The sequence below is a fragment of the Rhodanobacter sp. Soil_C_14 genome (assembly GCF_057657335.1).
On record NZ_JBDGIQ010000005.1, the window covers coordinates 1 to 19,800 of the forward strand.

Annotated in this window: 23 protein-coding genes and 1 tRNA gene; 12 read left to right on the plus strand and 12 right to left on the minus strand. The window is 64.6% G+C overall.

Annotated elements, in window-relative coordinates; all coding sequences use genetic code 11:
- The first annotated feature begins 263 nt into the window (after positions 1-263).
- Positions 264-947, plus strand: coding sequence for a rhomboid family intramembrane serine protease (locus AC3A56_RS12545; RefSeq protein ID WP_056715871.1), 684 nt, complete (start codon positions 264-266; stop codon positions 945-947).
- A gap of 4 nt (positions 948-951) precedes the next feature.
- On the opposite strand, the gene AC3A56_RS12550 is transcribed toward AC3A56_RS12545, so the two are convergent.
- The gene (locus AC3A56_RS12550; protein ID WP_487770562.1) at positions 952-1,680 is read right to left on the minus strand and encodes a glutamine amidotransferase; all 729 of its coding nucleotides are present in this window, start codon (positions 1,678-1,680) and stop codon (positions 952-954) included.
- A 24-nt stretch (positions 1,681-1,704) separates the two neighbouring features.
- Positions 1,705-3,525 (minus strand): type IV pilus assembly ATPase TfpB, encoded by a 1,821-nt coding sequence (tfpB, locus tag AC3A56_RS12555; protein ID WP_056767897.1) that lies wholly within the window; start codon positions 3,523-3,525, stop codon positions 1,705-1,707.
- A 93-nt stretch (positions 3,526-3,618) separates the two neighbouring features.
- On the opposite strand from tfpB, the gene glyQ reads away from it, so the two are divergent.
- Positions 3,619-4,542 carry a glycine--tRNA ligase subunit alpha gene (gene glyQ, locus AC3A56_RS12560; protein ID WP_056715876.1) on the plus strand — a complete coding sequence of 308 codons (924 nt, stop codon included), beginning with the start codon at positions 3,619-3,621 and terminating at the stop codon, positions 4,540-4,542.
- The gene (gene glyS, locus AC3A56_RS12565; protein WP_056767900.1) at positions 4,539-6,686 is read left to right on the plus strand and encodes a glycine--tRNA ligase subunit beta; all 2,148 of its coding nucleotides are present in this window, start codon (positions 4,539-4,541) and stop codon (positions 6,684-6,686) included. Before glyQ ends, glyS begins: the two co-directional genes overlap by 4 nt.
- 56 nt (positions 6,687-6,742) lie before the next feature.
- On the opposite strand, the gene AC3A56_RS12570 is transcribed toward glyS, so the two are convergent.
- Complete coding sequence (locus AC3A56_RS12570; protein ID WP_487770563.1) at positions 6,743-7,318, minus strand: helix-turn-helix domain-containing protein; 576 nt, start codon at positions 7,316-7,318, stop codon at positions 6,743-6,745.
- A 317-nt stretch (positions 7,319-7,635) separates the two neighbouring features.
- Here AC3A56_RS12570 and AC3A56_RS12575 point away from each other — a divergent pair, with 317 nt between their 5' ends.
- On the plus strand, positions 7,636-9,510 hold the full coding sequence (locus tag AC3A56_RS12575) for an MFS transporter (protein ID WP_487770564.1): 1,875 nt from the start codon (positions 7,636-7,638) through the stop codon (positions 9,508-9,510).
- Between the two features lie 9 nt (positions 9,511-9,519).
- Here the strand turns inward: AC3A56_RS12575 and ampE are convergent, their stop codons facing one another.
- From ampE to AC3A56_RS12620, 9 genes are all read right to left on the minus strand, one after another.
- Positions 9,520-10,389 carry a regulatory signaling modulator protein AmpE gene (ampE, locus tag AC3A56_RS12580; protein ID WP_056715894.1) on the minus strand — a complete coding sequence of 290 codons (870 nt, stop codon included), beginning with the start codon at positions 10,387-10,389 and terminating at the stop codon, positions 9,520-9,522.
- 72 nt (positions 10,390-10,461) lie between these two features.
- Positions 10,462-11,154 (minus strand): hypothetical protein, encoded by a 693-nt coding sequence (locus tag AC3A56_RS12585; protein WP_487770565.1) that lies wholly within the window; start codon positions 11,152-11,154, stop codon positions 10,462-10,464.
- 66 nt (positions 11,155-11,220) lie between these two features.
- Complete coding sequence (gene nudC / locus AC3A56_RS12590) at positions 11,221-12,195, minus strand: NAD(+) diphosphatase (RefSeq protein ID WP_487770566.1); 975 nt, start codon at positions 12,193-12,195, stop codon at positions 11,221-11,223.
- Positions 12,196-12,206: 11 nt separating this feature from the next.
- A complete protein-coding gene (gene erpA / locus AC3A56_RS12595) occupies positions 12,207-12,575 on the minus strand; it encodes an iron-sulfur cluster insertion protein ErpA (RefSeq protein ID WP_007806944.1) in 369 nt (122 codons plus the stop codon).
- Positions 12,576-12,621: 46 nt separating this feature from the next.
- Positions 12,622-13,059: a bactofilin family protein gene (locus AC3A56_RS12600; RefSeq protein WP_056715899.1), complete on the minus strand. Its 438-nt coding sequence runs from the start codon at positions 13,057-13,059 to the stop codon at positions 12,622-12,624.
- Positions 13,046-13,801, minus strand: a complete 756-nt coding sequence (locus AC3A56_RS12605) for a DUF6776 family protein (RefSeq protein ID WP_056767913.1) — start codon at positions 13,799-13,801, stop codon at positions 13,046-13,048. Before AC3A56_RS12605 ends, AC3A56_RS12600 begins: the two co-directional genes overlap by 14 nt.
- A 101-nt stretch (positions 13,802-13,902) precedes the next feature.
- Entirely contained in the window at positions 13,903-14,373 is a 471-nt protein-coding gene (gene bfr, locus AC3A56_RS12610; protein WP_056715904.1) for a bacterioferritin, read from the minus strand.
- Positions 14,374-14,506: 133 nt separating this feature from the next.
- Positions 14,507-14,692: a (2Fe-2S)-binding protein gene (locus AC3A56_RS12615; protein WP_487770567.1), complete on the minus strand. Its 186-nt coding sequence runs from the start codon at positions 14,690-14,692 to the stop codon at positions 14,507-14,509.
- Between the two features lie 102 nt (positions 14,693-14,794).
- Complete coding sequence (locus AC3A56_RS12620) at positions 14,795-15,352, minus strand: RNA pyrophosphohydrolase (protein ID WP_056715907.1); 558 nt, start codon at positions 15,350-15,352, stop codon at positions 14,795-14,797.
- A 179-nt stretch (positions 15,353-15,531) separates the two neighbouring features.
- On the opposite strand from AC3A56_RS12620, the gene AC3A56_RS12625 reads away from it, so the two are divergent.
- The 8 genes from AC3A56_RS12625 to AC3A56_RS12660 all read left to right on the plus strand — a co-directional run bounded on the left by AC3A56_RS12625 (position 15,532) and on the right by AC3A56_RS12660 (position 19,731).
- Positions 15,532-15,608 (plus strand) — tRNA-Met (locus AC3A56_RS12625).
- 221 nt (positions 15,609-15,829) lie between these two features.
- Positions 15,830-16,186 carry a 6-carboxytetrahydropterin synthase QueD gene (gene queD, locus AC3A56_RS12630; protein WP_056767916.1) on the plus strand — a complete coding sequence of 119 codons (357 nt, stop codon included), beginning with the start codon at positions 15,830-15,832 and terminating at the stop codon, positions 16,184-16,186.
- A 236-nt stretch (positions 16,187-16,422) separates the two neighbouring features.
- Complete coding sequence (locus AC3A56_RS12635; RefSeq protein WP_204109948.1) at positions 16,423-16,809, plus strand: phasin family protein; 387 nt, start codon at positions 16,423-16,425, stop codon at positions 16,807-16,809.
- A gap of 260 nt (positions 16,810-17,069) precedes the next feature.
- Positions 17,070-17,435 (plus strand): ATP synthase subunit I, encoded by a 366-nt coding sequence (locus AC3A56_RS12640; protein ID WP_056715914.1) that lies wholly within the window; start codon positions 17,070-17,072, stop codon positions 17,433-17,435.
- Positions 17,436-17,438: 3 nt separating this feature from the next.
- Positions 17,439-18,257 carry a F0F1 ATP synthase subunit A gene (gene atpB, locus AC3A56_RS12645; protein ID WP_056715915.1) on the plus strand — a complete coding sequence of 273 codons (819 nt, stop codon included), beginning with the start codon at positions 17,439-17,441 and terminating at the stop codon, positions 18,255-18,257.
- 68 nt (positions 18,258-18,325) lie between these two features.
- Entirely contained in the window at positions 18,326-18,619 is a 294-nt protein-coding gene (gene atpE, locus AC3A56_RS12650; protein ID WP_007807016.1) for a F0F1 ATP synthase subunit C, read from the plus strand.
- Between the two features lie 104 nt (positions 18,620-18,723).
- Entirely contained in the window at positions 18,724-19,194 is a 471-nt protein-coding gene (locus AC3A56_RS12655) for a F0F1 ATP synthase subunit B (RefSeq protein ID WP_056715917.1), read from the plus strand.
- A 3-nt stretch (positions 19,195-19,197) separates the two neighbouring features.
- A complete protein-coding gene (locus AC3A56_RS12660) occupies positions 19,198-19,731 on the plus strand; it encodes a F0F1 ATP synthase subunit delta (protein ID WP_056715920.1) in 534 nt (177 codons plus the stop codon).
- Positions 19,732-19,800: the final 69 nt, after the last annotated feature.

Consider the following 19,800-nt stretch of genomic DNA (forward strand, 5'->3'; position numbering starts at 1 on the left):
TGCAAGAGTAGGTCACCGCCAGGGGCTTTATCCTGAAACACCCTCACCGGAAACGGTGGGGGTTTTTCTTTGGTGCTATTGCAGTGGCGACCGCAACAGGTCACCGCCAAGGGCCTTATCCTAGAAGGCCTCCCCCATCGGGGAGGCCTTCGTCTTTGAGACGTTTGAAGGATGGTTTTGCCATTGGGGCCAACGTTGCCGGGCCACTCCATCGCCTATGATGAAGCCCTTCTCCAGTCAGCGCCTCACGCCAGGAGCGGCTTTTGTTCATTCATGTGGAAACGCGGCGCCGTCCCCGCTGGCATTGGGCCACTCTCCTGGTGGTTTCGTTTTGCGTCTTATGTTTTGTGGTTCTCGCGCTGACGCCGCCGGCGCAGCGGATCTCTCTGCTGCTTGAATGGGGCACGATTCCGGCGAACATCTTCGATCCCCACGAGGCGCTGCTGCCGCAGCTGACCGATCCGGCCCTGTTGCGGCTGTTCACCGCACTGTTCATTCACGTCACCTGGCTGCACTTGCTGAGCAACCTGCTCTTCCTGGTGATCTTCGGATTGCCTGGAGAGCGCGCACTGGGATCGTTTCGCTTCCTGCTTCTGTTCGTGGTGGGCGGCATCGTGGCGAATCTGATTGGCGCACTGTCGCTCGCCGGCGTGCGGCTGCCAATCATCGGCTGCAGCGGAGCCGTCTCGGCCGTGGTCGGCACCTACGTGGCACTGTTCCCGCGGGCGCGGCTGGGGCTGGTGCTGCCACTGGGTCTCTATCTGGAATTTGTCCGGGTCCCCGCCTTTCTGCTGATCGGCATCTGGGTGTTGCTGCAACTGCTGTTCAGCTATGCCGGACCCAGCTACGGCGCCTACGTGTGGTGGGCGCACATCGGCGGATTCCTGTTTGGCGTGATGTTCGCCCTGTTCGCACGCGAAGGCATAGCGCGTCGCCTGCGGGGCTGATGTTTCAGAACGCGCCGCCATTCTGCAGATGGGTGTTGGCGAACTGGCGCAACAGGCGCCGAGCGAGCGGCGTGGCGCCGACTTCGCCGAACACGCGTTTCGGATCGCTGCCTTCGCGATGCATGTCGGAGTGCTTGCGCCGGATGTAGGCGCGCATCACCTCGGCGTTGAACTCCGGATGGAACTGCACACTCAGCGCGTGCGGACCATAACGCAGCCACTGATGCGGGTCCCTGGCCGAGCGGGCGAGCACGGCTGCTTCCGCCGGTGCTTCAAGCACACTTTGTTCGTGCGTGGTATGCGCCCGAAAGTGTGGTGGAAGGCCGTGTGCCAGCGAGTCGCGCTTGCCGGCGTCGGTGAGCTCGATGAGCTGGGTACCTATTTCGCGCCCCCCTGGAAGGTAACCCACCGTGCCGCCCAAGGCATGGGCCATCAACTGATGGCCATAGCACACGCCGAACAGCGGCAGGCTGACATCCATGGCATCACGGATCCACTCCGCGGTGAGTTCGCTCCAGTGCGCCCGTTCGGTGACCATGGCTGCCGAACCGGTGATGATCGCCCCAGCGACTTCCTTCGGTGTTGGCAGGGCTTCGCCGTTGGCGACATCGACAACTTGCAGCTGCCGTGGCTGCAGGCCGGCGCTCAGGCGGAACCAGTGCGGAAAGTCGCCGTGGCGGGCACGGATGGGATCCGGGGCACGGCCGGTGCGGATGATCAGGACGGGTTTCATGCAGGGATGAGGCTCGGGCTGTAGTCAGGGCTGTCCGTCTTCGAACGCGTCGATCGGCGGCAGCACGGTGAGAATTTCCTGCACGGTGGTCAGGCCGGCCGCTACCTGGTCGGCGGCGGAGATGCGCAACGGGCGCATCCCCTCGGACAGGGCGGCCTGGCCGAACCCGCTCAGGTCGAATTGGGCCGAAATCATCCCGCGCAGGCGGGGCGACAGTTTCAGCATCTCGTAAATGCCGGTGCGGCCGAGGAAGCCGGTATTGCGACATTCCAGACATCCGACAGGCTGGAACACCTGCGCCGGCAGTGGCAAATCCCAGCCATGGACGAGTACGTTCCAGGCGTGGGGGTCCTGCACGCTGGCCCGTTTGCAATGCGGGCAGAGGGTGCGCACCAGTCGCTGCGCCACCACTCCGGTAAGGGTCGACTGGATCAGATAGTGAGGAACGCCCAGGTCGAGCAGGCGCGTGACCGCGCTCGGCGCATCGTTGGTATGCAGCGTGGACAGCACCAGATGCCCGGTCAGCGAGGCCTGCACGGCCATTTGGGCAGTCTCCAGGTCGCGGATCTCGCCGATCATGATGATGTCCGGGTCCTGTCGCAGCAGGGTCCTGACGCCGGCCGCGAAATCCAGGTCGATCGCCGCATGCACCTGCATCTGGTTGAACTCCGGCGAGACCATCTCGATCGGATCTTCCACGGTGCACACGTTGAGCTCGGGCGTGGCCAGATGCTTCAGCGTGGAATACAGCGTGGTGGTCTTGCCCGAGCCGGTCGGCCCGGTGACCAGCACGATGCCGTGCGGTCGTTCGACCATGCTTCGCCAGTTCGCACCCTCGACAGGCGAGAAGCCCAGTTGCGCGAAGTCCTTCACCACCAGGTCGGGATCGAAGATGCGCATCACCACCTTCTCGCCGAACGCGGTGGGCATGTTCGAAATGCGCAACTCGACTTCGCGTCCGGAGGAAGAGCGTGTCTTGATGCGGCCGTCCTGCGGGCGGCGCTTCTCGGCGACGTCCATGCGCGCCAGGATCTTGATTCGGGCGGTGACTGCGGTCATCACCGGCGAGGGCAGCTCGAAAACCTTCTGCATGATGCCGTCGATGCGGAAGCGGATATGGCCCGTTTCGCGGCGCGGCTCCAGGTGGATGTCGGAGGCCCGCTGCTCGAACGCGTACTGCAGCAGCCAGTCGACGATATGCACCACGTGGCGATCGTCCGCACCGACTTCGCCGCTCTTGCCCAGTTCGACCAGTTGCTCGAAGTTGAGGATGGCCGACGAGGCGTCGCTGCCGTTCTTGGCATCCTGCGCCAGCTGGATCGAGCGCTGGACGCCGTAGAACTCCTGCAGGTAGCGATTGATGTCGATGGGACTGGCCACCACCCGCCGGATGTCCCGGCGCAGCATCTGGCTCAGGTCCGGCGCCCAGCCCGACTCGAACGGTTCGCAGGTGGCGAACGTCACTTCGCCGGGTGCGGCCGCGATCGGCAGGATGCGATGCCGCTTGGCATAGGCCTGGCTGACCACCTGGGTCGCCGCCGCGACATTGATCTTCATCGGGTCGATCTTCAGATACGGCAGCCCGGCATGGCCGGCCAACCATTCGGTCAGGCCTTCCAGACTCAACGGACGGCCCGGATCGCGCTGGTTGATCAGTTTGGCGTTGGCGATCACCACCAGCGGATGCAGCTCCACCGTGCTGCGACCGGCCCGGTTACCGATGCGAACCTGCTTGGCGTCGTCGGCCAGCAGGTAGCCATCGACGACCAGGGCTGCCAGCAGTTCGTCCAGCTCCAATCGACCCCGGCGGCCAAGCAGTGAAGCGATTTGCGGTGAAGCGGCCATCCGGCGGTATCCCCCATGCATTTCCGGGCGCAGCCCAGTGCGAAAGCAAGCTGCAGCTATACTAACGCGCTTTAATCCAGGTCACGGAAAGCCATGTCCGCACGCACCTTCCAGGATGTGATCCAGACCCTCAACCGCTATTGGGCGGCGCAGGGCTGTGTGCTGTTGCAGCCGCTCGATACCGAGGTCGGCGCCGGCACCTTCCATCCCGCCACCTTCCTGCGGGCGCTGGGTCCGGAACCCTGGGCGGCCGCCTATGTGCAACCGTCGCGTCGCCCCACCGATGGTCGCTACGGCCAGAATCCCAATCGCCTGCAGCATTACTATCAGTATCAGGTGGTGATGAAGCCCAATCCCGAGAACATCCTGGAGTTGTACATCGGCTCGCTCAGGGAGCTGGGACTGGATCCGCTGGTGCATGACCTGCGCTTCGTCGAGGACAACTGGGAGTCGCCCACGCTCGGTGCCTGGGGGCTCGGCTGGGAAGTCTGGTTGAACGGCATGGAGGTGACCCAGTTCACCTACTTCCAGCAGGCCGGCGGCCTGGAGTGTCGTCCGGTCACCGGCGAGATCACCTACGGCCTGGAACGGCTGGCCATGTATCTGCAGAACGTGGACAACGTCTACGACCTGATCTGGACCGATGGCCCGCGCGGCACGGTGACCTATGGCGACGTGTTCCATCAGAACGAGGTCGAGCAGAGCACCTACAACTTCGAACACGCCAACGTGCCCGAGTTGTTGCGCTGGTTCGATGTCTGCGAGGCCACCGCCAATCAGCTGATCGCCGCCAACCTGCCCTTGCCGGCGTACGAGCAGGTGATGAAGGCCAGCCATACCTTCAATCTTCTCGATGCGCGCCGTGCGATCAGCGTCACCGAGCGCCAGCGCTACATCCTGCGCGTACGCACGTTGTCGCGCGGCGTCGCCGAAACCTATGTGGCGCAACGCGAGAAACTCGGCTTCCCGGGTCTGAAGCAGACTCCCATTGCGGGCCACAAGGAGCAGGCTGCATGAGCGCCGCCAAGTCACTGCTGATCGAGCTGGGTACGGAAGAATTGCCGCCGAAGGCGCTCGACGAATTGTCCGCCGCGTTCCAGCGCGGGATCTGCGACGGATTGGCCAGGCGCAGCATCGGCGCCGCGCTTGACCAGGCGCAAGCCTATGCCTCGCCACGTCGTTTGGCCGTCCATATCCCCGCTGTGGTCGTGGCCCAGCCGGAGCAGGCGATCGAGCGCCGGGGTCCTGCGCTGAGCGCCGCGCTGGATGCCGAAGGCCAGCCTTCGAAAGCCCTGCTGGGGTTTGCGCAGTCGTGCGGCGTCGGTGTGGACGAGCTGGAGAAACTTGAAACGGACAAGGGCAGCTGGTTTGTCTGGCGCAGCGTGAAGCCGGGCCAGCCGGTGGCGGCGTTGCTGCCGGAAATCGTCGACGAGGCGCTGAAGGCATTGCCGATCCCGCGCCCGATGCGCTGGGCCGATCACGATTACAGTTTCGTGCGACCAGCCCATTGGCTGGTGATCCTGCACGGGGCCGAGATCATCGATGGCGAAGTTCTGGGGCTGCGCAGCGGGCGCAAGTCACGCGGTCATCGCTTCATGCACCCGCAACCGGTGCACGTGGCCGATGCCGACGGCTGGCTGGATGCCATGCGTGCCTGCAACGTGCTGGCCGATCCTCGCGAGCGACGCCAGCGCATCCAGGACCAGATCCAACAGGTGGCGGGCGCCACCGGCGGGGTACCCCGACTGGACGACGCCCTGCTTGACGAACTGGCCAACCTCACCGAATGGCCGGTGGCGATCGCCTGCACCTTCGAACGCGAGTTCCTCGCCGTACCGCCCGAGGCGCTGGTCACCACCATGGTGGGGAACCAGAAGTTCGTTCCGGTGTTCGACGCCAGCGGCAACCTCACCGAGCATTTCATCGGCATCGCCAACGTCGAAAGCACGAACCCTTCCGAGATCCGCAAGGGTTACGAGCGCGTGATCCGGCCGCGCTTCGCCGACGCCAAGTTCTTCTGGGATGAAGACCTGAAGACTCCGCTGGCCAGCTACCAGGAGCAGCTCAAGGGAGTCACCTATCAGCAGGCGTTGGGCAGCCTGTGGGACAAGAGCGTGCGCGTGGCGGAACTGGCGCGGATCATCGCCAACCGGACCGGTGTCGACGCCGGCGCGGCCACGCGGGCGGCCAGCCTGGCCAAGTGCGACCTGCTGACCCGCATGGTCGGTGAGTTCCCCGAATTGCAGGGTGTGATGGGGCGCTACTACGCCAGCCACGACGGCGAACCCGCGGTCGTGGCCGAGGCGCTGGACAGCTATTACCAGCCACGCTTCGGCGGTGATCGCATTGCCGCGGACAAGCTGGGCCAGGTGCTGGCGGTGGCCGAACGGTTCGATACCCTGGCGGGCATCTTTGCCGTCGGCATGAAGCCCGGCGGCAACAAGGACCCGTTCGCCCTGCGCCGCGCCGCGCTGGGCCTGGCGCGCACCCTGATCGAAGGTGGCCTGGAGCTGGACTTGCGCGGAAGCTTCATCGAGGCACTGGAGCTGATCCCTGATGCAGCCCTCGCTGCAGGTCTCAAGCCAGGCAAGGACGGCAAGCCGCCGACACTCAACGCCGCCCAGCGGCGCGCCATCCTGCTCGATGAACTGTACGACTTCGTGCTCGATCGGCTGCGTGGCTATTACGCCGAGCAAGGCTTCGACCATAACCAGTTCGAGGCCGTGCTAGCGGTGCAGCCTGCCAGCCTGGCCGACTTCGATCGGCGCTTGCGGGCTGTTGCCGAGTTCGGTCGCCGCGCCGAGGCGATGAGTCTGGCTGCCGCCAACAAACGCGTTGGCAACATCCTGCGCAAGCAGGCCGAAGAGGCGGGCGCACCGTCGATCGGGCGGATCGTGGACCCGGCCCGCTTCGAAACCGACGCGGAACGCGAGTTGGCCGATGCCCTGGCCTCGGCGCAACGCGACAGCGCCGCTGCGCTGGATGCCGGAGACTATGCCGCTGTCCTGGCGCGCCTGTCCCATCTGCAGGCGCCCGTCGATGCATTCTTCGAGAGCGTGCTGGTGAATGCCGACGACCCCGCCGTGCGCGCCAACCGCCTGGCGCTGCTCAACCAGTTGAAGACGCAGTTCGGCGCGATCGCCGATATCGCGCTGCTTTGAAGGTGTTGTAAAAAAACATGGCAGCCAAGGGCTGGGCTGCCATGTTTTTGACTGGATCAGGCTGTCTGGCGGACCTTGCGGATACGTTCGGCAAGCTGCCGGTTGAACGCCACCATCGCCAAGGTATCCACATGCGAGCCGCTGGGCCCCAGGATGTCATAAAGCCTGGTTACCAGATCGGCATTCTCGGACAACGAGAGAGGGTTGTCGGCGAGGTCCAGCTCGGACTGCAGGATACGCACAGCGGTATTCAGGCGCTGTGTGTCGACCTTACCGTGGTCGAAACCCACTATTCCTGTCTCCGGTCGGGCGTGCGTCCGGTGCGGGCTCATCTCTTCCGAACTGACTTGCTCTTCGAAGCTTGGCTGGCCGGGATCGATCTGCAGCGAACCTTCACCGGCAACAAGCCACACCAGTGAGATTCCAAGAGTGCGCGCCAAGGTGACACAGCGTGCACGGGAAGGATCCGTGTTTCCGTCACGCCAGCTGCGTACGACTCCTTCCGAGAATCCGCACATTCTGGCGATTTCGGTCGCGCTGCCTACTCGCTGAATCAGCAATTTGATGCGGGAAGCAAACGTGCTTTCGGTCTGGATCTTGGGCGGGATTGTGGCGGAGATTTGCGTGTTCACGGACGGAACCGATTCAAGTGTGGTGGGAGGCATTGCGAACCCCAACAAGGTTGTGCGCTGGCCTGAATAATTTGCCGTACCGCAACAACTTACACCAAATCCATGGCTGGGAGTGAGCTGCGCGAATCGGGAGCTTTGGAATTGGAGGCGAAGTTCCGGGAAAAGTTCACTTGGTTCCGAGAGCGGCCCGCGGGTCGCCCGCAATCGGATGTTGGTATCCCGTCGGTTATTCATTGTCTGCGGCGCCCACGCCGGCAATAATCGTTTCGGCGACCGCGAGGTCAGGGCTGTTTCAAGATCTTCTTCCAAGGCATCGCATGAGCCAATTCGCATTGCTGGGCAAGCGCCGCTTCGCGCCGTTCTTCTGGACCCAGGCGCTGGGTGCCTTCAACGACAATGCGTTTCGCAATGCGCTGGTGATGCTGGTGGCCTACCAGATGGGCCTGAGCGATCGCGTCGCCTCGATCTACACGAATCTTGCGCCGGCGCTGTTCATCATTCCGTTCTTCCTGTTCTCCGCCACCGCCGGACAGCTGGCCGAAAAGTACGAGAAGACACGGATCATCCGCTACGTGAAGCTGTTCGAGATCGGCGCGATGGTGCTGGCCGCCTATGGCTTCTACACACACCACACTTCGTTGTTGCTGGTGGTGCTGTTCATGATGGGCATGCACTCGACCATGTTCGGGCCAATCAAGTACGCGATCCTTCCCCAGGCGCTGAAGCGCGACGAACTGGTCGGTGGCAATGGCCTGGTCGAGATGGGCACGCAGATGGCGATGCTGGTGGGCATGATCGCCGGCAACTCGCTGATGCTGGTGGCGGGTATCGGTCCGTTGCTGGCCTCGGGCGCGACCATCGCGGTGGCCGTGGCGGGCTATCTGGTCTGCCGCAGGATTCCGCCTGCGCCGGCGACCGCGCCGGAGCTGAAGTTCAACTGGAACATGTTCAGCGAAACGGCCCGCGTGCTGGCGATAACCCGGGCCGACCGTGCAGTGTTCAACGCGATACTGGGCATCTCCTGGTTCTGGTTTTTCGGCACGGTCCTGATCGCGCAGTTGCCGATCTATACGCGCGAGACGCTGGGTGGCGATGGTTCGGTCAATACACTGGTGCTGACCCTGTTCTCGATCGGCACTGGCGCCGGGGCGTTGCTGTGCGAGCGCATGTCGGGACGCCGGGTGGAAATCGGCTTGGTTCCACTGGGCGCTTTCGGGCTGACCGCGTTTGGTGTGGACCTGTACTTCGCGCGTCATGGCGTGGCCACGGTGCGCGGACTGGACTGGCTGGGCTTCCTGCATTCGGCCGGAAGCTGGCGGATCGCGCTGGACCTCACCCTGATCGGCGCGTTCGCGGGTTTCTACGTGGTGCCGCTGTTTGCCTACGTGCAGGCGCGCGCGCCGCGCGAGAAGCTGTCGCGGATCATCGCCGGCACCAACATCCTCAACGCCTTGCTGATCGTGCTGGCGTCCGGCTTCGGACTCGGCCTGGGCTTGCTGGGCTTCGGCGCGTCGCAGATCTTCCTGGCGGCCTCGCTGCTCAACGTGATGGTGGCCTGGTACATCTTCACCCTGGTGCCCGAGTTCGTGATGCGCTTCATCACCTGGGTGCTGGTGAACACCTTGTACCGGGTGCGCGTGGACGGCAGTGAAAGGATTCCCGAGGAGGGTCCCGTTCTGCTGGTGTGCAACCACGTCAGCTTCATGGATCCGCTGCTGCTGATGGCCAATCTGCGCCGTCCCATGCGTTTCGTGATGTATTACAAGATCTTCCGGATCCCCGTGCTCAGCTTCGTGTTCCGTACGGCCAAGGCGATCCCGATCGCCGGTCACCGGGAAGACTCTGCCGTGCTGCAAGAGGCCTACGATGCGATCGACACCGCGCTGGCCAATGGCGAGGTGGTCTGCATCTTCCCCGAGGGTGGACTCACCGGTGATGGCTCGATAGCGCCGTTCCGGGCGGGCGTCGAGAAGATTCTCGCCAGGCGGCCCGTGCCGGTGGTGCCGATGGCCCTGCGCGGCCTGTGGGGCAGCGTATGGAGCCGGCGTGACTCGATGCTGGGCCGTTCCCGCCTGCCTCGCCGTTTCCGCGCACGAGTGGAGCTGGTGGTCGATGCGCCACGGCAACCGGAGAACGCCGGCGTCGCGGCACTGGAGGCGCGGGTTCGTGAGTTGCGCGGCGACCTGGCCTGAACGAGTCGCTCAACCCACCCAGCTGCCGATCACCACCAGCGCCACCACGCTCAGCCACGCCAGCAACGCCCGCAACAGGGCGCCCTGTAGCCGCCGCAGTTCGCCCAGCGGATCGCTGTGTTCCTCGGCGTAACCGTCGCCCGCCTCGATGTCGGTGACCACGTCGGCCCTGGCTGCAGCGCCCAGAAAGCCGGGGCCGCTGCTGTACCAGCTGGTTGGCGCCGCCTGGCTGTGCCAGCGGCGCCACGCGTCGATCACGGCATCCCAATGGCCGACCACGGCCAGGGTGAAAGTCAGCAGCTGTGCCGGCAACCAGTCCAGCGCATTGGCGACCTGGTCGGCAACGCGCCGGGTGGTCGTGTCGAGATGCAGCGAGTCGTTGCGGCCCAGCGTCTGCCCCAAGCGGTAGAGCAGGGCGCCCACGGGCCCGAGCAGGAAAAACCAGAACAGCACCGCGAAACGCCGGCGCAACGCGGCGTAGGCCACGGCCTCGCCGAGCGCGGGAGCGTTCCAGGCGACCGGGTTGCCATCGTCGGCCAGAGCCTGTGCCGCTGCCTCGCGGCTGGCGTCGTCCGGGGCGCGCAGAATCGCCTCCAGATCCACTTCGAACTCGCGCGGACCGAAGCAGTACAGCAGCACGGCCAGCGCGAACAGCAAGCGCAACAGTTCGCCCAGCGGCGACCATCCCAGCATCCACACGACCAGCACGCACAGCGCCGCGGGCAGCAACAGAGCCACCGCCACCCGGGCCGCGCCGCTGGTGTCACCCAGCTGGGCTATCCAGCGGCGGAACCAGCCGTCACCGCGCCAGCGCGCCAGTTGCGGCGCGACGTGCAGCAGACCAAGGGCGATCAGGACGACAAGCAGACGAATGGCCATGGGGAAGCAGCTTCGCAGGGACTGGGGCCATTGTATGCGACTGCCCGTGCGCCTCGGTGCCTCGTCGTGCGTTCAATCGCCGAAGATGGCCTGATGCGAGATCGCTTCGACGGTGTGGTCGTCGGCCGTACGCGGAACCTGCGGGCCGCACCCATCAGCCTCCAGCGCGCGGTCCATCAACTGAGCGGTGACGAACTGGATGGTGCTGTGCTCCATCTTCATGCGGACGTACTTGCAACGGCTGGCTCCGGCCATCCTGCGCACCACCTGTTGCAGGCCTGGCTTGTCGTCGAGGGAAATGCCACGAATGCGTGCGATGTCCGTTCCGGGAAGGCGTACCTGGGTGGGCGGTGATCCCGTACCGCTGCGGCCACCCTGGATCGGCGACTGATAGTCGTCCGCAACCGGCGACGCCCCGATCATCCTGGCTGCCGGAGCCGGCTCCGCTGCCTGGACCGGCGTGGCCGTGGTGAGCGCAAGCGGTGGCGAGGCCGGCCGCGCCTGGCGCGAGCGCCGCGGCATCGGTCGCGCGGAGGTATGCGCGCGAATCTGCGTCACCAGCCGGATTCGCAGCACGTCCTGGTCTGAGGGCGGCGCGTGTGAATGGGGCGGGCGTGGCGCGACCGGCCCGAACAACAACGCCAGCAGACCAAGATGCAACGAGATCACCAGGCCGAGAATGCCTCCGCGCCGAAGCGCTGCCCACCAGTCAGGGCGATGGGCGGGCTTTTCCCGCACCTGCAGAGGGGTGCTTCCATGCGCCATGTCCGATTCCCTGATGAGGTGCGGCGAATCAGACCGCCAGCGCGTCACCAAGTTCTCGGCGGGGGCTCAAGGTGTCGCGGCCGCCTCCAGCAGCGCGGCCAGATCCAGGCCGGCACGACATTGCAGCCAGTACGTCAGCAACTGGTAGGACACCGACAGCGGCGTGGACGGGAGGAAACTGCCGTCGGAGATGCCATCGACGATCTGCTGCGGAGTGAACCAGCGGGCATCTTCCAGCTCGTGATCGCGCCGAGCGATGCGCCTTGAGCGCGCCGTGGCGATGAAGCCGACCATCAGCGAGGCAGGCATCGGCCACGGTTGCGAGGAGTGGTAGCGGACCTCGTCGACGATCACGCCGGCCTCCTCGGCCACTTCGCGGCGCACCGCATCCTCCAGCGCCTCGCCCGGCTCGACGAAACCGGCCAGCGTGGAATAGCGCCCCGCGGGCCAGCCCGCCTGGCGCCCGAGCAGGCAGGCGCCCTCGTGCTCGACCAGCATGATCACGGCCGCGTCGGTGCGCGGGAAATGCAGGCGCGCGCACTCGGCGTTGGTGCATTGCGCGCGATGCCCGGCGGCCACCAGCAGCAGCGCCGCGCCGCAGTGTGTACAGAATCGCGTCTCGCGTTGCCAGTGCGACAGACCCTTGGCGTAGGCAAACAGTCCGGCTTCGTCGGCATCCAGCAGCAGGCCGGCGCTGCGCAGGCTTTGGCGACGTGCGTCGAGGGCACGCTCCAGTTCATCGATGCGCCCGGGATCGTCCGCCACCAGCAGGAAATGCGGGCGCTCGTACGCCATGCCGAGCAGGCTGGCCCGCGTGTCCCCCAGCCAGCGCTCGCGTTCGTCGACGTCGAGCCAGCGCAGCCGGTCGCCATCGCGGCGCAGGAAGGCTTCGCCCGCGGCATCCAGCAACAGATAACGCGCCGCAGGCGAGCGGGCCTGCTCGACGATCCACGTCGATTCGTCGCGCGACTCGGCGACCCGGTCGAGCACCAGGCTGAGCCCGGCGAAGGTGTTGGTGGGGGCAAGCCAGGCCCGGTCCATCGGCAACTTCCTCAGGCGGAGAACGAGGAGCCGCAACCGCAGGTGGTTTTCGCGTTCGGGTTGCTGATCACGAACTGCGCGCCGCTGAGGTTCTCGGCGTAGTCGATCTGCGCGCCGCCCAGATACTGCAGCGACAGCGGATCGCACAGCAGGGTGACACCGTCACGCTCCACCGCCAGGTCGTCCTCGGCCTGGGCTTCGTCGAAGGTGAAGCCGTACTGGAAGCCCGAACAGCCGCCACCGGAGATGTAGACGCGCAGCTTCAACGCCGGATTGCCCTCTTCGGCAATCAACTCATGCACCTTGTGCGCGGCCGCTGCGGTGAAGATCAGCGGCGTGCCGCTGCTCTGGTAGTCAGGGATCGAGACGATGGTTTCCATGGCTTTCGAAGTGGGGGCGTGGCGGGGTCTGCGCAAGCATAGCGCGTCAGGCGGGCACTGCCTCGTCCACGCCGGCATCCTGGGCCGGCGCGGGCAGGTTGCGCTGGGCCTCCTCGGCCTGGCGCGTGATGCGTCCGTTGACCTGAGCGCCGGCGGCCATCTCCAGGGTGTGGTAACGCAGGTCGCCATCGATACGCGCCTGCGGCGCCAGTTCCAGTCGCACGCTGACGTTCACGTCGCCGGTCACGTGGCCGTTGATCACCGCCTGCGGCACGTGGATTTCGCCATGCACCTGGCCGTGCTCGCTGAGGGTGAACATGGTGTCCTCGCCTTCGCCGATCACGCTGCCTTCGATGCGCCCATCCAGGTGCAGTGCGCCACTGAAGCGCACATCGCCGCGAATCGACGTGCCACGGGCAATCAGGCTGGTTTCGTTGTGGCTGTTGTTGCGATCGTTGCGGTCGCTGCGTCTACGGTTGAGCATCGTGATCCCCTTGTGCGGTCGTGATATTGCCACTCAGCGCGTCGCCCCAGGCGACGGCGCGGTTCACCGTCTCCCCGTCGGCAGGCTTCACGCTGATGCGCAGTCGTGTCGGGCGGAAATCCGCGGGCAACACGATCGTGCCGTGCAGTTGCTGGAAATAGGTGAAGCGGAACGGCATGCCGTCCTTTTGCGCGGCGTCGCCCAGTGCGTTCCAGTCCAGCCGCGTCACCTTGTCGCCGCGCAGGCCTTCCACGCTGACCAGGGCATTGCCGGAAACCTCGTCGCCCCGCTTGGCGTTCTGGGTCAGGCTGAGGCTGAGGTTCCAGCCGCGTGAACCGACGATCGGCTGCAGCTTCACTTCCTGCAACTTCAGTCCCTGCCGCTGGGCATCGCCGCCGACCAGCCGCGAGTAGAAGCCGAGGTCGGCGCGCAGGCCGTTGAGTTCCTCTTCGCGCTGGGCCAGCGTGCCCCGCAGCGAACGCGTGGCCACTTCATTGACCTGGGCCGAGCGCTGCAGATTGGCCAGCTGCTGCTTCAGGTCGTCGATCTGACCGAGCAGGGCGCGTTGTTGCCGGTTGTCCACCACAGCCGGTGCGTTGGCGTGCCGGCCGAACAAGGCTACGACAAGGCCGACCACCAGCAGGCTGGCCAGCCATGCCAGGGCCAGCCACCACCAGCGTCGGCGATGGCCGGTATCGTCGTGGCGGCGCACGACGAAACGTGGTGGCGGTCGTGAACCCATGCGGCTGTTCCGGGGAAAACCCAAGGTATAGCCCCGGCGTGATGAAAGCGTCAAGGAACGGCAGCACGAATCGGGCGGCGGCTCGTCCCGGTGTGACGGCGTCAGCTGGTCATCTTGTTCTGTAGATAACGCTCCGCACCGATATCCCTGATCAGGCTGAACTGGGTCTCCAGCCAATCGATGTGCTCTTCCTCGTCGTGCAGGATGTCCTTGAACAGGTCGCGGCTGATGTAGTCGGCGATGCCTTCGCTGTAGGCGATGGCCTCGCGCAGGTCCTTCACAGCCGCCAGTTCCAGGTCCAGGTCGCCCTGCATCGACTCGATCGCGTTCTCGCCGATGCGCAGCTTGCCCAGGTGTTGCAGGTTCGGCAGACCATCGAGGAACAGGATGCGCTCGATCAGGTGATCGGCGTGCTTCATCTCCTCGATCGACTCCTTGTATTCATGCGCGGCCAGCTCGCCATAGCCCCAGTCCTTGAGCATGCGGTAATGCAGGAAATACTGGTTGATCGCGGTCAGCTCGTTGTAGAGCACCTTGTTGAGGAATTCGATGACCTTCGCATCACCCTTCATGGCTTCCACTCCTCTCGAAAATCAGTCCCGACTATACAAACTCCGCGTTGGCGGCGACGGAATGAGAATGGAACGCCTTTGCCCGGCGTGCGGAGCGGACTCCGGCCGGGTTGCGCATGAAACGAAGGGGGAATCAGGCCGTGACGAGCGGCAACTGGCAGATCACCTGCGAGCGCGCCTGGTCGAACGTGGCGCGTGCCTCGGCATTGCAGCAACCGCAGCAGTCCGAGCAGCCGGTACGCGCCTGCAACTCGGCGAACGTCTGTACGCCGGCAGCCGCCTCGCGGCGGATGTCGTGATCGGTGACGGCATTGCACATGCAGATATACATGACGCGTATGAGAACGCGAATGCGAACGATTGTCAACAAGTGGGCGGCCGCCGATTGCCCGGAATTCAGCCGAGCGTCCGTTCAACCGGTTCAGGCCACCGCGCGACCGCCCTGCGGCCTGGAGGGTGTGTCGGGCTCGTCGCGCGGCGGCAGGGTGCCCAGCTGCACGCTGAACAAGTCCTCCACCAGTGGCGCGAAATGGCGCAGCGCCCGTGCGTACACGTCGCGCTTGAAGTTCACCACGTGCGCCGCGGGGTACCAGAAATCCACCCAGCGCCAGATGTCGAACTCCGGCTTTTCGCAGGCATCCAGCTTCAACGCTTCCTCGCCGCCGACCAGCTTCAGCAGAAACCACACCTGCTTCTGACCGATGCAGGTCGGCCGCTGGTGGTGCCGCACGTAGCGACTCGGCAGGCGGTACTTCAGCCAGCCGTGGGTGGCGGTGATCACTTCCACGTGATGCGCCGCCAGCCCGGTCTCCTCTTCCAGTTCGCGATACATCGCCTCCAGCGGCGTCTCGTCCGAGCGCATGCCGCCCTGCGGGAACTGCCAGCCGTCACGATTGACCCGGCGCGCCCAGAACAACTGCCCGTCTGCATTCAGCAGCACGATGCCGACATTCGGGCGGTAGCCATCTACATCAATCATGTCGCCTCCTGGAGCCGAACGACGCAGTTTTCCTGCACGCCACGCCGAATTCCTGAAGCCGATTCAACCACAGCCCGCGAAGCAGCGGCAAGCCGCAGGCTTGAACCTTCGTCCCCGGCCCACTACACTTCCGCGCCCCGCCCGTGATCGTTCCGATCCAGCCTGGCGGAATTCCTCAAGGCTATGTAGCTCAGCTGGTTAGAGCACAGCACTCATAATGCTGGGGTCGGTGGTTCGAGTCCACCCATAGCCACCAAACACCTCTCTTTGCAAATCGCGGAAGTCGGTCGCAGACCTTGCACAGCCAAGGTGCCCGACTGCACCTGGCGCCTGCGTGTCCTACCTGCGTTCCGGCCAGTCATGCTGTTTGATGGAAGATGGTGCATGTTTGCAGGGTCATTGCAGCGCCAGGCGGGTTCGGAATGTCGTCCTTCTACTGATGCTGGGCGGCTTTCCCGAGGGCTGTACAATCCGCCGATGAACATCTTCAAAGTCTTCACCCTCGAAGCCGCTCACCGCCTGCCCAACGTGCCGGAGGGGCACAAGTGCGCGCGGCTGCATGGGCATTCGTTCCGGGTCGAGTTGCATCTGACCGGCGAGCTCGGGGTGGAGTCGGGGTGGGTGATGGATTTTGGCGACGTCAAAGCGGTGTTTCAGCCGATTTACGATCAGCTCGATCATCACTATCTCAATGACATCGAGGGGCTGGAGAATCCGACCAGCGAGCGGCTGGCGGTGTGGATCTGGGATCGGCTGAAGCCCGCACTGCCGCTGCTTTCCGAAGTGGTGGTGCATGAAACCTGCACGTCGGGATGTCGATACCGGGGCATGTGAGCCGGCCCCGTCACCGGGCCCGCGCCAAGCTCTGCAGTCTTCGGTCGGGGCGGAGTTGACTGGGCTCGGGATGATCGCTTTGACGCGGCGCGATGTGGTTCATGGCGACTCCAACAGATCGTTTTTCCAGAACATTTCCCCGCTGGTCTGGTCGTCGACCGGAAATATATATTGCACTGCACAAAATCTTTCGCTAGAATGGCTGCCACTACCCCATCCTCAACGAGGACCAAGCCATGACGCAGCAGTTCAACAACCAGCTTTTCGCTTTCACCAAGCAGTTCACCGACAGCGCGTTCAAGGCGCAGTCGCTGGCCTTGAAGGGCCTGGAGACGGTCGCCGAGCTGCAGCTCAAGGCGCTCGAGGAGCAGTCCAAGGTCTCCGCCCAGTTCGTCGCCGAGGCGATGGAAACCCGCGACATGGACGGCCTGCGCAGCCTGTGGGAAAAGGGCAGCAGCCTGAGCCGCGAGAATGCCGAGCGCGCCGTGGCCGTTTCGCAGGAAGTGATCGCCGTGACCCAGAAGACCGCCGAGTCGCTGAATGCCCTCGTGCAGGAACAGCGGCAGGCTGCCAATGACGCGGTCGCGGCGCCGGTGGCCGCCAAGAAGGCTTCGGCCAAGTAATCCAGCGGTATCGTTGCGCTTCACGCGGCGTGAGCAGGGCCGGACTTTTGTCCGGCCCTGCTCGTGTGTGGCTTCGAAAGATTTTGTGGCGTGGCCGGTGACGGCTCCACAATTCAATGCGTTAAGTGCGCCGCGGGACACGATGCCGCAGCTTCCACGGCTTGTCCCTGCAACTTTTCAACTGCTATACTTTTACGGATTGGATCGTGGCCCGCAGCTGTATCGGTGCCGCCTGCTGCAGGCCGCGCGGAGAAGCTACGTTGCTCAACAGTCTTGCCTCCGGTCGACGCATCGCGCTGCGCATTGTCCTGCTGCAGTTGCTGGTGGCGTTGCTGGTCGGCCTCGTGTTTCTCGCATTGGGACCGCGTGAAGCGGTTTCGGCTGCTGCGGGCGCGACGATGGTGGCGCTGGGTACCGCGCTGATGTCGGCGCGATTCTTCAGCGGCGTGACGGGCGCGGGTCAGGCGTTGGGCCGGTTGCTGACGGGCGTGTTCCTGAAATGGATCGTGATCGTCGGAGGGCTGATCGTGATCCTGTTCCAACTCAAGTTGCCACCGCTGGCCGCCATCACGGGGTTGGCGGCGGCTTACGCGGTTTATCTGCTGGCGTTCAGATTCAAGGGTTGATCCATGGCAAGCGAGCCGACTGGCGGTCTTACCGAATACATCCAGCACCATCTCAAGCACCTGACCCCGCATACCAGCGAGGGCGGGTTCTGGGCGGTGCACGTCGACTCGGTCACCGTGTCGCTGGTGCTGGGCGTGTTGTTCTGTCTGTGGTTCTGGCTGAAGGCGCGCAAGGCGACGGCCGGAGTGCCGGGCAAGGGCCAGGCGTTCGTCGAGATCATCCTCGAGTTCGTCGATGGCCAGGTCAAGGACGTGTTCCATGGTGATCGCCGCGTGCTGGGGCCGCTGGCGCTGACCGTGTTCGTCTGGGTCTTCCTGATGAACGCGATGGACCTGCTGCCGGTCGACCTGCTGCCGTGGATCACCGAGAAGTTCGGCATCGGCCACTTCCGCGCCGTGCCCACCGCCGACATCAACATGACGTTCGCGATGTCGCTGACGGTGTTCGTGCTGATCATCTTCTACAGCTTCAAGGCCAAGGGCGCCGGCGGCTACATGAGCGAGCTGTTCACCGCACCGTTCGGCAAGCACCCGCTGCTGTGGATTCCCAATTTCGCGCTGAACCTGGTCGAGCTCGCCTCCAAGCCGGTGAGCCTGGCGATGCGACTGTTCGGCAACATGTATGCAGGCGAGCTGGTGTTCATGCTGATCGCCGGCCTGTTCAGCGCCGGTGCCGGCCTGGCGGGCTGGGCGCTGTATGGTGCGGGCATCATCGGCTACACGGTGTGGGGCATCTTCCACATCCTGATCATCTCGATCCAGGCGTTCATCTTCATGGTGCTGACGATCGTGTACATCTCGATGGCGCACGATCACCACTGATCGGCGTTCTCGAATCATCTGCTGCAACCGCTTTGTCTATTCCAGTTTGAATTTCTCAGGAGACTACCGTGGAACATCTCGTCCAGTTTGCACAAATCCAGGGCTTCACCGCCATCGCGCTCGGCCTGATCATCGGTTTTGGTGCGCTCGGCGCCTGTATCGGTATCGGCATCATGGGTTCGAAGTTCCTTGAAGCCGCCGCGCGTCAGCCGGAGCTGGTGCCGCTGCTGCAGGGCCGCATGTTCCTGCTGGCTGGTCTGATCGACGCCGCGTTCCTGATCGGCGTGGCGCTGGCGATGTACTTCGCCGTGGCCAACCCGCTGTTGGGCAAGGTGCTGTCCGCCGCCGGCGCGGGTCAGTAAGAAGCACCCTCGCGATGGCGCCCATCGAGGCGCCATCGCGTATCTGGCGCGGGTTTCCCTGATTCCCGCGTTTGTCTTGTTCCGTATTTACAGGTAACGCAGCGATGGATTTCAACGCGACCTTGATTGGCGAAATGATTTCGTTCGCCATCCTGATCTGGTTCAGCGTCCACTTCATCTGGCCGCACATCAACAAGGCCATCGAAGATCGCCAGGTCAAGATCGCCGAAGGCCTGAATGCCGCCGAGCGCGCCCATGCCGAGCTGAAGAGCGCGGACGTGAAGGTGGCTGGCGAGATCAAGCAGGCCCGCCTGCAGGCGTCGGAGATCATCGACAAGGCCCAGCAGCAGGCCAATCAGATCATCGACAAGGCCCGTGGCGAAGCGATCAGCGAGATCAACCGTCTGAAGGCCGCGGCGCAGGATGACATTGCGTCGATGGCGCAGCGTGCGCGCGACCAACTGCGTGAGCAGGTCGGTGCGCTCGCGGTGCAGGGTGCCAGCAAGATCGTGCAGCGCGAGGTGGATGCCTCGACGCACAAGGCCCTGCTCGACCAGCTTGCGGCCGAGATCTGATCGATGGCCCAGGCAATCACCCTCGCCCGTCCGTACGCCCGCGCCGCCTTTGAGGTGGCGCACGCGTCCGGCACGCTGGCTTCGTGGTCGCAGTCGCTGGCGTTTGCTGCGGCGGTGGCGGGCGATGCGCTCGTGGCCGGCCTCGGCAATGATCCGCGGGTGCTGCCGGCTCAGCTGGTGGCGCTGCATCTGCCGGCCGGCATGGCGGTCGATGCGCCGTTCGGCCAGTTCCTGACCGAGATGGCCGAGCAGCGCCGCCTGGTTCTGCTGCCCGAAGTGGCCGAGTTGTTCGAGATGCTGAAGCGCGAGTCCGAATCGCAGCTGCTGGTCAAGGTGACCAGCGCGATGAGCCTGGACGCCGCGCAGTCCGAACAGCTCAAGGCGTCGCTGAAGCGCCGCTTCAAGCGCGAGATCGAACTGGAAACCTCGGTCGATGCCTCGCTGCTGGCCGGCGTGGTGATCGATACCGGCACGGAAGTGATCGACGGTTCGGCGCGTGGACGTCTCGCGCAGCTGGCCGGTGCGTTGAGCCAATAAGTTTCACGCGAAGTCCGTTTCGCGAAGAGCAAAACCGGCCATCCATGGCCGGACAAATTGATTAAACGC

What these genes read in the sequence shown, in the direction of transcription:
- AC3A56_RS12550 (WP_487770562.1), bottom strand. Translation starts at nt 1,680, where the DNA reads ATGAAACCCGTCCTGATCATCCGCACCGGCCGTGCCCCGGATCCCATC.
- tfpB (WP_056767897.1), bottom strand. Translation starts at nt 3,525, where the DNA reads ATGGCCGCTTCACCGCAAATCGCTTCACTGCTTGGCCGCCGGGGTCGA.
- glyQ (WP_056715876.1), top strand. Translation starts at nt 3,619, where the DNA reads ATGTCCGCACGCACCTTCCAGGATGTGATCCAGACCCTCAACCGCTAT.
- glyS (WP_056767900.1), top strand. Translation starts at nt 4,539, where the DNA reads ATGAGCGCCGCCAAGTCACTGCTGATCGAGCTGGGTACGGAAGAATTG.
- AC3A56_RS12575 (WP_487770564.1), top strand. Translation starts at nt 7,636, where the DNA reads ATGAGCCAATTCGCATTGCTGGGCAAGCGCCGCTTCGCGCCGTTCTTC.
- ampE (WP_056715894.1), bottom strand. Translation starts at nt 10,389, where the DNA reads ATGGCCATTCGTCTGCTTGTCGTCCTGATCGCCCTTGGTCTGCTGCAC.
- AC3A56_RS12585 (WP_487770565.1), bottom strand. Translation starts at nt 11,154, where the DNA reads ATGGCGCATGGAAGCACCCCTCTGCAGGTGCGGGAAAAGCCCGCCCAT.
- nudC (WP_487770566.1), bottom strand. Translation starts at nt 12,195, where the DNA reads ATGGACCGGGCCTGGCTTGCCCCCACCAACACCTTCGCCGGGCTCAGC.
- erpA (WP_007806944.1), bottom strand. Translation starts at nt 12,575, where the DNA reads ATGGAAACCATCGTCTCGATCCCTGACTACCAGAGCAGCGGCACGCCG.
- AC3A56_RS12600 (WP_056715899.1), bottom strand. Translation starts at nt 13,059, where the DNA reads ATGCTCAACCGTAGACGCAGCGACCGCAACGATCGCAACAACAGCCAC.
- AC3A56_RS12605 (WP_056767913.1), bottom strand. Translation starts at nt 13,801, where the DNA reads ATGGGTTCACGACCGCCACCACGTTTCGTCGTGCGCCGCCACGACGAT.
- bfr (WP_056715904.1), bottom strand. Translation starts at nt 14,373, where the DNA reads ATGAAGGGTGATGCGAAGGTCATCGAATTCCTCAACAAGGTGCTCTAC.
- AC3A56_RS12615 (WP_487770567.1), bottom strand. Translation starts at nt 14,692, where the DNA reads ATGTGCAATGCCGTCACCGATCACGACATCCGCCGCGAGGCGGCTGCC.
- AC3A56_RS12620 (WP_056715907.1), bottom strand. Translation starts at nt 15,352, where the DNA reads ATGATTGATGTAGATGGCTACCGCCCGAATGTCGGCATCGTGCTGCTG.
- queD (WP_056767916.1), top strand. Translation starts at nt 15,830, where the DNA reads ATGAACATCTTCAAAGTCTTCACCCTCGAAGCCGCTCACCGCCTGCCC.
- AC3A56_RS12635 (WP_204109948.1), top strand. Translation starts at nt 16,423, where the DNA reads ATGACGCAGCAGTTCAACAACCAGCTTTTCGCTTTCACCAAGCAGTTC.
- atpB (WP_056715915.1), top strand. Translation starts at nt 17,439, where the DNA reads ATGGCAAGCGAGCCGACTGGCGGTCTTACCGAATACATCCAGCACCAT.
- AC3A56_RS12655 (WP_056715917.1), top strand. Translation starts at nt 18,724, where the DNA reads ATGGATTTCAACGCGACCTTGATTGGCGAAATGATTTCGTTCGCCATC.
- AC3A56_RS12660 (WP_056715920.1), top strand. Translation starts at nt 19,198, where the DNA reads ATGGCCCAGGCAATCACCCTCGCCCGTCCGTACGCCCGCGCCGCCTTT.